The sequence below is a fragment of the Xenorhabdus sp. PB61.4 genome, assembly GCF_963894935.1.
Taxonomy (GTDB): Bacteria; Pseudomonadota; Gammaproteobacteria; order Enterobacterales; family Enterobacteriaceae; genus Xenorhabdus; species Xenorhabdus stockiae.
Genome location: NZ_CAWQJR010000187.1, coordinates 19660 through 28989 on the forward strand (window position 1 = coordinate 19660; position 9330 = coordinate 28989).

The 9330-nt window shown below is 38.3% G+C and carries 9 protein-coding genes; 8 read left to right on the top strand and 1 reads right to left on the bottom strand.

Annotation, left to right across the window (positions count from 1 at the left end; all coding sequences use genetic code 11):
• Nucleotides 1–2: 2 nt before the first annotated feature.
• The 5 genes from AACX68_RS15785 to AACX68_RS15805 all read left to right on the top strand — a co-directional run bounded on the left by AACX68_RS15785 (nucleotide 3) and on the right by AACX68_RS15805 (nucleotide 5923).
• Entirely contained in the window at nucleotides 3–125 is a 123-nt protein-coding gene (locus AACX68_RS15785) for a GpE family phage tail protein (protein ID WP_086955987.1), read from the top strand.
• Complete coding sequence (locus AACX68_RS15790) at nucleotides 118–3612, top strand: phage tail protein (protein WP_228859737.1); 3495 nt, start codon at nucleotides 118–120, stop codon at nucleotides 3610–3612. The genes AACX68_RS15785 and AACX68_RS15790 overlap by 8 nt, the downstream gene beginning before the upstream one ends.
• Nucleotides 3609–4115: a phage tail protein gene (locus tag AACX68_RS15795; RefSeq protein ID WP_228859738.1), complete on the top strand. Its 507-nt coding sequence runs from the start codon at nucleotides 3609–3611 to the stop codon at nucleotides 4113–4115. Before AACX68_RS15790 ends, AACX68_RS15795 begins: the two co-directional genes overlap by 4 nt.
• Complete coding sequence (locus AACX68_RS15800; RefSeq protein WP_228859739.1) at nucleotides 4112–5575, top strand: phage late control D family protein; 1464 nt, start codon at nucleotides 4112–4114, stop codon at nucleotides 5573–5575. The genes AACX68_RS15795 and AACX68_RS15800 overlap by 4 nt, the downstream gene beginning before the upstream one ends.
• A 99-nt stretch (nucleotides 5576–5674) precedes the next feature.
• Nucleotides 5675–5923, top strand: a complete 249-nt coding sequence (locus AACX68_RS15805; RefSeq protein WP_228859740.1) for an ogr/Delta-like zinc finger family protein — start codon at nucleotides 5675–5677, stop codon at nucleotides 5921–5923.
• A 171-nt stretch (nucleotides 5924–6094) separates the two neighbouring features.
• Here AACX68_RS15805 and AACX68_RS15810 read toward each other — a convergent pair whose 3' ends face one another.
• Nucleotides 6095–6322 (bottom strand): YdcH family protein, encoded by a 228-nt coding sequence (locus AACX68_RS15810; protein ID WP_099121944.1) that lies wholly within the window; start codon nucleotides 6320–6322, stop codon nucleotides 6095–6097.
• A gap of 271 nt (nucleotides 6323–6593) precedes the next feature.
• On the opposite strand from AACX68_RS15810, the gene eco reads away from it, so the two are divergent.
• The 3 genes from eco (at nucleotide 6594) to AACX68_RS15825 (ending at nucleotide 9317) form a co-directional block, all read left to right on the top strand.
• Nucleotides 6594–7067: a serine protease inhibitor ecotin gene (eco, locus tag AACX68_RS15815; protein ID WP_228859741.1), complete on the top strand. Its 474-nt coding sequence runs from the start codon at nucleotides 6594–6596 to the stop codon at nucleotides 7065–7067.
• A 222-nt stretch (nucleotides 7068–7289) separates the two neighbouring features.
• The gene (gene aqpZ / locus AACX68_RS15820) at nucleotides 7290–7985 is read left to right on the top strand and encodes an aquaporin Z (protein WP_228859742.1); all 696 of its coding nucleotides are present in this window, start codon (nucleotides 7290–7292) and stop codon (nucleotides 7983–7985) included.
• Nucleotides 7986–8318: 333 nt separating this feature from the next.
• Entirely contained in the window at nucleotides 8319–9317 is a 999-nt protein-coding gene (locus AACX68_RS15825; RefSeq protein WP_228859743.1) for a glycosyltransferase, read from the top strand.
• Nucleotides 9318–9330: the final 13 nt, after the last annotated feature.

The following is a 9330-nucleotide window of genomic DNA, read 5'->3' on the forward strand; positions in this document are numbered from 1 at the left end:
AACTGGTGGCAGATATTGCCACCGTTTTTCACTGGAGACCGGCAGATACAGATGAAATGTCACTGTCGGAATTATTGGACTGGCGACATCGGGCCATTTTAAGAAGTGGTGCAGAAAATGAGTAATGTACAGTCACAGCTTGATAAGGTACTGAGTACCGTTAATAAGCTGACCAGTTCTTTTAAATCTGTTCAACAACAGCAAAAAAAGCTGGTTGGTTCAGTAGATAAAATTTATAACCAGTTTAAAAAGCTTAATAGGACTGTCGAAGGGTTAAAACCAGTTGTTGGTTATGCGCAGGAAACTGCGCGTATGCGCGCCGATCTTAAAGCCTATAATCAAACAATTAAGCAATCTTTCTCTGCGCGGCAGAGTTCCTCAAAGGTGACACAAGTCAGTGCTGCCAGCCAATCAGTAAATATTACCCAAATAACTCAAAGTGTCAGACAGGAAAATTCATCTGGTAAAAAAAATGAATTGAATGTTGGTGTAACGGGTAATATGACTAACAATTTTAAATTGTTAGATAAATTGGTCATTAATATTAATCCTCAAATAACAATTTTATTTGGCATGCTGAATAAAATTAATGGGGTTTTGAATTTAACGGCTGGCTTTGTAAATATTACATTCCAAACAATTATAAATAAAATAAAAATATTCGGCAATGTAGGTATAAGGGCATTTGATTCCTTAAGAATCAGTTTAAATATATTTACGTTGTTGGGAATTCAGGCATTTATTGATTTAAAAACCAGTCTAAACTTTTTTGTGCAGCTGGGTATTAGAGCTTTTGTCGCGCTCAAGACAAGTTTAAGTATTTTCGTCCAATTGGGTCTTCAGGCTTTTTCTGATTTAAGAGCCAGCCTGAACTTTTTTGTTCAGCTGGGTGTTAGGGCTTTTATCGCGCTTAAAACAAGTTTAAGTATTTTTGTCCAATTAGGTCTTCAGGCATTTGCAGATTTAAGAGCCAGCCTGAACTTTTTTGTGCAGCTGGGTGTTAGGGCTTTTGTTGCGCTCAGGACAAGTTTAAGTATTTTCATCCAATTGGGTCTTCAGGCTTTTACTGAATTAAGAGCAAGTCTGAACTTTTTTGTGCAATTAGGTATTCGGGCTTTTGTAGAACTAAGAGCAGGCCTGAACTTTTTTATGCAGTTGGGAATTAATGCTTTTGTTGAGCTAAAGGCCAGTCTGAATATTTTTGCCCAATTTGGAATTCAGATTTTTGTTGACCTGAGAGTCAGTCTGAACAAGTTTGCTGAATTAGGGCGTCAGGCACTGGATACATTAAAGTCCAGTCTGAACACTTTTGCGCAGTTAGGTATTAAGGCGTTGGATACATTGAAATCCAGCCTGAATAGATTTGCAGAATTAGGTAGCCAGGCACTGGATACATTGAAATCTAGTTTAAATGCTTTTGTGCAGCTAGGGATGCAGGCGCTGAATAAATTAACACATCCTTTAGATGTATTTGTCCAGTTGGGACTTAGTGCTTTTGAAGAGTTAAAAGCGAGTCTGAATTTCTTTGCCCAATTAGGTATTCAAGCACTGGATAGATTGAAATCCACATTGGAAGCATTTGTCCAGTTAGGATTGAATGCTTTTAATGAGTTAAAAGCTCACCTGAATTTCTTTGCCCAATTAGGTATTCAGGCACTGGATAGATTGAAATCCACACTGGAAGCATTTTTTCAGTTGGGACTTAGTGCTTTTGAAGAATTAAAAGCCAGCCTGAATTTTTTTGCTCAATTAGGTGTTCAGGCACTGGATAAATTGAAATCTACGTTGGATGCGTTTGTCCAACTGGGAATTCAGGCTCTGAATAAATTAACAGCGCCATTGGATATATTTGCCCAATTGGGAACTCAGGCACTGGATAAATTAAAATCCACGCTGGATGCATTTGTTCAACTGGGAGTTCAGGCTCTGAATAAATTAACAGCGCCATTGGATATATTCGCCCAATTGGGAACCCAGGCACTGGATAAATTAAAATCCACGCTGGATGCATTTGTCCAATTGGGAGTTCAGGCTCTGAATAAATTAACTTCTCCTTTGGATGTATTTGCCAAATTAGGTATACAGGCTCTGGAAGAATTAAAAGCCAGTCTGAATTTCTTTGCTCAATTAGGTGTTCAGGCGCTGGATAAGCTGAAATCTAGTCTGGATATTTTTACTCAAATCGGGGTTCAGGGGCTGGAAGAATTAAGAGCCAACTTGAATAGATTTGCTCAGGTCGGTATTCAGGCTATGGAGAATTTAAGAGATGGCTTGAAGGCATTTGCACAATTCGGAACTGAGGCTTTGGAAGCACTAAGAGCTGCCATGGATTTCTTTGGTAAAACCGGGGATAAAGTTTTTGGCTCACTAAATGATGGTGCTGATTTGCTATCTAACAAAGGAAATAAAGATTCCTTTGGAAAACAGAGAAGGGGCTTAGGGGCATTAGGGAATATTGGGCAAAAAGTTTTCGGGATTTTGGGAAACAGCATAAATGTTCTGGCGAGTGTCGGTGTAAAAGGATTGTCTTTTTTAAGTAATGCTTTTAGCACATTAGGTAAGGTAATGATGTTTCTTGGCCGGGCTATGATGGCAAACCCAATTCTTGCCATTATTGGTGTCATCGCAATGGCTGCTATTTATATTTGGCAGAATTGGGAGTCACTGGGACCGAAATTTATGGCTTTATGGGATAGCGTGAAAAATATCTTCAGTGGTGCCTGGGAGGGAATTAAAAACCTTGTCAGCATAGCGTGGGAAGGTATTAAGAGCTTTTTCATGGATGGTGGCTTAATCGGCATTATCTACAATAACTGGGACACGATTAAACAAAGTGCTTCGGAAGCATGGGAATGGGTCAAGTCAACAATCAGTGGTGCCTGGGAGTCAGTTAAACAGAATACATCTGAAATCTGGGAAAGTGTCAAAAAATCAATTTCAGATAAATGGGATGAAATTGTTGCCGATGTTCAGGCTATTCCAGAGAAATTAAAAACTGCCGGTTCGGATATGATCGATAATCTGTTGACGGGTATTCAGGAAAAATGGGAAGCACTGAAAGGTAAGATTTCTTCTATTACTGACGTCTTCACATCATGGTGGAAAGGCGATGAGAAAAAGGAAGTTGCACTAAAGAAAACAGAGGAAATTACTAAAAATGAAACGGCTCAACAGGCTAAGAAAGTACAAACGCCTTTATTAGATAAAGGTGGCTATGTCCCTGCTGGAAAAACAGCCATTGTTGGTGAACGTGGTCCTGAACTTGTCAGTGGCGGAGCCAGTGTTACTAGCCGTTTAGATACGGCGAAGTATGCAGCCGTGGGAGTTGCCATCAGCGCTATGTCATTACCTGTTGCAGCGCAGGACGCACCGTTACATGCACAAAGTTTGCCTGCTCATGCTTATGAGGAAGTTCAGGCAAAACAAATGCGGAGCCAGCCGCAGCAACAAGCTAGCGCCGCGCCGCAATACAACATTTATGTCTATGGCTCTCAGGGACAGTCCGCGCAGGATATCGCCCGAATGGTCAGACAGGAACTGGAACAACGGGAACGTATGCAGCAAGCCCGTATGCGTAGCTCACTTTCTGACAGAGGAGAAGATTTCTTATGATGGCTGCACTTGGTTTATTTGTTTTTATGCTGAAAACTACGCCATATCAAAGTTTCCAGCATAAACAAAGCTGGAGACATGCCTTCAATAGCCGTGTGGGAGCACGGCCTGCATGGCAATTTGTGGGGCCGGATAACGATACAGTAACGTTATCTGGCGATCTTTATCCTGAACTGACAGGTGGCTCCTTGTCACTAACAGCATTGAAATTGATGGCTGATAGTGGCAAAGCATGGTCTTTGATTGATGGTAGTGGCGCAATTTATGGCATGTTTGTTATTGAAAGCATTGATGAAACAAAAACGGAATTTATGTCAGGTGGTGCGCCCCGTAAAATTAGCTTTACGCTGACACTACGGCGTGTTGATAACAATCTGTTGGAGATGTTGGGCGATTTGCAGCAACAGCTAACGGATATTAAAGGCAAAATGCCTAACTCATGGGATGATCTTTCGAAACTGAAGGATGACGGTATAAAGACAGTTAAGGAGCTCTTCTCATGATCGATTTCAAACAGTGGATGCCAAGTACAGATTGGATACCTCAATTCGATTTGATTACAGGCAAAGAGGGAGCACCCGCTTTTCGCTTAGAAATCGATGATAAGGATATTACCGGAAAAATACAGTCACGTTTAATGTCTTTATCTCTGACGGATAATAGAGGGGGGGAATCAGATCAGCTTGATATTGAGCTGGATGATGCAAATGGTGAACTCAAACTGCCATCAAGAGGCAATATTTTGACATTGGAATTGGGGTGGCATGGCTGCCCTTTAACCCCAAAAGGAAAATTCGTTATTGATGAAATTGAACATGTTGGTGCTCCTGATCGAGTAACTATACGTGCCCGCAGTGTTGATTTACGCGGTTATCTGAACGTTAAGCGCGAGGTGTCTTACCATAAACACACGTTAGAAACGATAGTTAGTACGGTCGCGACAAGAAATCAATTGAACTTTAAGATTAGTGATACTTTAAAAAACATCACTATGCATATCGATCAGACTAATGAATCTGACGTAAGCTTTTTGACTAGAGTCGCGAAGCAGGAAGGGGCGATTGCATCGGTCAAAAATGGCGAATTGTTGTTTATTCGTCAAGGAGAGAATGAAACAGGCAGTGGTACGCCTATTCCTCCGGTCAAAATTATCCGTAATTCTGGCGATAATCACAGATTTACACTATCTGATCGTGAGTCTTACACCGGAGTAATAGCGCAGTGGCTGGATACACGCACAACGGCTAAACAGACGGTAGAGTATAAGCGGAGAGAATCCAAAAGTGCCAAGGTTGAAGTATCAGTTCAATATGAAAGTACTAAAACGGATACGACAAAAGATAATCCATCAAATAAAGAGCCACCTAAAAAAGAAGGAGGTTCTAAAAACAAAGACAAAAAATTTCCGGAAAAGGAGAAAGGAAAGCCTAAACATAAGCCTGGGAGGGTGGATCTGTCAAAAAGTGGAGCAAAAAAGCACAAACCTTCTTATGTTCAGCCCGCTCGTAAAGGGGAAAAGAGAAGTGACAAAAGCTTTAGCGTTGATGGAAGTTTTTCTTATGAAGAACAACAAGAGTCTGCGGTTGAATATAAACAAGCAACCACTGAACAACAAAAATCCAAGCAATATTTGCAAGGTTCAAGTGAAAATGTTCTGACTCTTTCTCGTATATATTCCAGCAAAGAAGAGGCAGGACGTGCAGCCGAAGCAGCTTGGAAAAAATTACAGCGAGGTGTAGCACAGTTCTCTATTACTTTAGCGAAAGGGCGTGCTGAGCTTTATCCTGAAATGCCAGTGCATATTGAGGGATTTAAAAAAGAAATCGACGGTACTGACTGGACAATCGTTAAAGTCACTCACAACCTTAATGACAGTGGTTTCACAACCTCATTAGATCTTGAGGTTAAACTTGATGAGGTCGAGATCAAACCAGAAGCTAAAGATCCCAAAATAAACACTTGATCTCAATATGAGATCTTTGGTATATTGTTCACCAGACGAGATGGTGTTATTTCAAGACTGTTATTCCAAGAACAATGCTTTCAAGAAAGGTGAACAATTATGATTAAGTGTCCTCTTTGTAATCAATCAGCGCATACCCGTAGTAGCTTTGAGCATTCAAGCCAAACAAAAGAGCGCTATAACCAATGCCAGAATATCAATTGTGGGGCAACGTTCGTCAGCCATGAAACGTTTGTGCGCTTTATTTCTAAGCCAGGCGATGTTGAAAGTGTTACGCCGCATCCGAGGGCAAAAACTAAGAGACAACCTCGCCAGAAAGCTGCGCCACAACCTGCTGTCACCCAATAAATAATGAAAAAAACCTTGCTCCAGTTTTTGCCACCTTCATGGTGGCTTTTTTATGGATATTGATAATTTAAAGTTCTCTTATTGAGAACCCTATGATGGTGGCACAATAAAAACCGATGTCTTCATAAGACGCCCGCTTTTCAGCGTAGCAGGCGTCAGTCTATGGCAGGATTACTTCTGAGATTCCGCCTGTAAAATCCTTTGCATCTCATCCTTTATATGGAGTTTTTCTTTTTTTAATCGCACGACTTTTTCGTTATAGCCAGCCCCATTCGGGCCTTCAAGCTGCGATATTTCATGGTCAAGGCGGTTATGTTTTTCAAACAAGGATTGGAAACGAGGGTGGGAGTCTTTCAGGTTGGATACTAAATCACGATCTTCTGCAAATTCTGGAAACATGGGACCTCCAATTACGAAGTTTACTACCACACTATGAGTGTAGCAGCCCATTGTAATACCAGATTTGAGAGATATCACATAAAAAATATTTTATAAAAATGGCGTATCTCTATGATTGTTAATGTAAATTTATTCTCCACTGAAGAAGGTGTTATTTCCTTTCAAAATAATAGTGGTAAAAATCAGTACCTTGCCAAAAAAGCATAATTTATTACTGAATTTTCGCTGTTATGATTCTCTTGCGTTGTTAAACATACCAAGAGGTGAAAAAATGAAAAAGTATCTACTTGCTTTAGCTGCTATGAGCGTTTCGGTTTATGCCCAGGCTGATAAAACTGATGATCTGGCTCCATTCCCTGAACCTTCAGAGGGCATGGTTCGCAGTGTAATTACGCTAGCACCTGAAAAGGACGAAAATAATTACATGGTCGAATTGATGATTGGTAAAAGTATGATGGTAGATTGCAATCATCATTGGTTTGGTGGACAACTTGAAACCAAAAATCTCGATGGTTGGGGATATAATTATTATGAATTGGATAAAGTAGCTGGCCCAATGTCAACTAAAATGGCCTGTGCTGATCAGAAAAAAACCATGAAGTTCGTGACAGTGAATTTAGATAAGGATGCATTTGTACGTTATAACAGTAAATTACCAATCGTGGTATATACACCGAAGACGATAAAAGTTAAATATCGTATTTGGCAGACATCAGATAAGATCAATGCATCAGTAGAGAAATAAATTACTAATTAAGTAACTCAACAACCTGAGTTTAATATCAATAAACTCAGGTTGTTATGTTGATTAAATAAATACATCTTTGCTAATTATTGAAATCACTACTCTTCGTATTTTCTTGTCATCTATTTTCTGCTGACGGATCCTTGCACATATTTAAAAATACTAACTAAACTTTGTTTGGATTCTTTTGCATTCATGCAGGTATCGTTGAGGAATCATGTAATGTTTAAAAAATTATCGGCAGAGTTCTTAGGAACTTTTTGGTTAGTGTTCGGAGGGTGTGGAAGTGCTGTTTTAGCGGCGGCATTCCCAATACTTGGGATTGGTTTTGTGGGAGTATCACTGGCTTTTGGTTTAACAGTTGTGACTATGGCATATGCTGTCGGTCATATCTCAGGAGGGCATTTTAATCCGGCTGTCACATTAGGTCTATTTGTTGGTGGACGTATTCCAGCCAAAGATGTCATTCCTTATATTATTGTTCAGGTGATTGGAGGAATTGCGGCCGCAGCGGTATTGTATTTAATCGCTAGTGGTCAGAGTGATTTTGATGCGACGGAAAGCGGTTTTGCTTCCAATGGATATGGGGAACATTCTCCCGGAGGATTTTCATTACAATCTGCCATTATCATTGAGTTGGTATTAAGTGCATTTTTTCTGATTGTGATTTTTGGAGTAACAGATAAAAATGCATCAATTAAATTTGCGCCATTGGCGATTGGTTTAGCGTTAACACTAATTCACTTAATTAGTATACCTGTAACAAATACATCAGTTAACCCTGCAAGAAGTACAGGAGTGGCTATTTTTCAAGGAACCTGGGCGATAGAACAGTTATGGTTATTCTGGCTGACTCCCTTGATTGGTGGAATTATTGGTGGTTTGATATATAGATGGTTATTGCAAAAAAATGAGTAAATGATAAGTGTTGTTCTGTTATTAAATGCCATGCGATAGCGTGGCATTTTTACATTTAGTGTAAAGAGTATTAATTGGCTCTTATAGAGTAAACGTTTAAGAATATTATGGTAATATATATAACGATATTAATATGGGGATTTAATAAAATATTAAAGTTGGTTTTGATTATTTATCTATATGAACAAATATCTAAAGATGTTAAGAAATAAATTTTTCTACCATATATGTGATTTATTCCCTGAATTTGTTGCAAAACTAATTTACAAATAAATATTAAATAAAAGACTTAATCTGGTAACTCCTGTTTCATTTAATATAAGGGTTTGTTTCATGAATAAAGATGTTCCTAAGATATCTGTAATAATGTCCGTTTTCAATGGTTGTGAATTTTTGTCTGAAGCCGTAGAGTCAATTCTCAGTCAGTCATTTTATGATTATGAATTTATCATAGTTAATGATGCCTCAACGGATAATACAGATCAGGTACTCTTTGAGTTTCAGAAGAGAGATAGCAGAATAAAAATTATCACGAATGCCTATAATATGGGGCTTGCTAAATCTTTGAATATGGCGATATATTTATCCAGAGGGGAGTTTATAGCCAGAATGGATGCTGATGATTATTCATTTCCAGAGAGACTCAAAAAGCAATATGATTTTATGGTTGAGCATACAGATATTATTGTTTGTGGTACATCTATGAGCATTCATGAAGAACTGGGTAATAATAAAACTCCACCTTTAAGTCATGAAGAAATAATATCCTGCATTGCATTTGACTGTCCTTTCTATCATCCTACTGTAATGATAAGAAAAGAGACTTTTCTGAAATTAGGGGCTTCTTATCCTGAAAATTATAAAAAAGCACAAGATTATGGATTATGGGTAAATTTATTTTTATTAACAATTGGTGAAGGCTATAAGTTTATTAATCTTCCTGATGTTTTATTAAAATACAGAGTGCATTCTGAAAAGGTAAGGGATGATTATTATAATGAGAAGTTGCTTTATTCAGCTGAATCTCAATTTAAATTAATGCCTTATTTAGGTATTGAAGTGGACTTTAATAGTTTGGCAAAAATAAACTTGAGGAATAAGCTATCAGGTTATGAAATTATTAAACTAAATAAAATATTGAAAAAAATAGCAGTGGGAGTAATGTTATTGTTGGCTCCAAAAGATAGAGGGTATGTCCATGATGTATTAATAGCCAAGCAATATAAATTGTATTCTAGATCTAAGATAAGTAATTTATTTGGAGTTTTACTAAAAATATATTCCAGAATTTTTTACTTTTCCAATAGAAAAAAGATAAGGTTATTTTTATAAAAAATTCTGTATT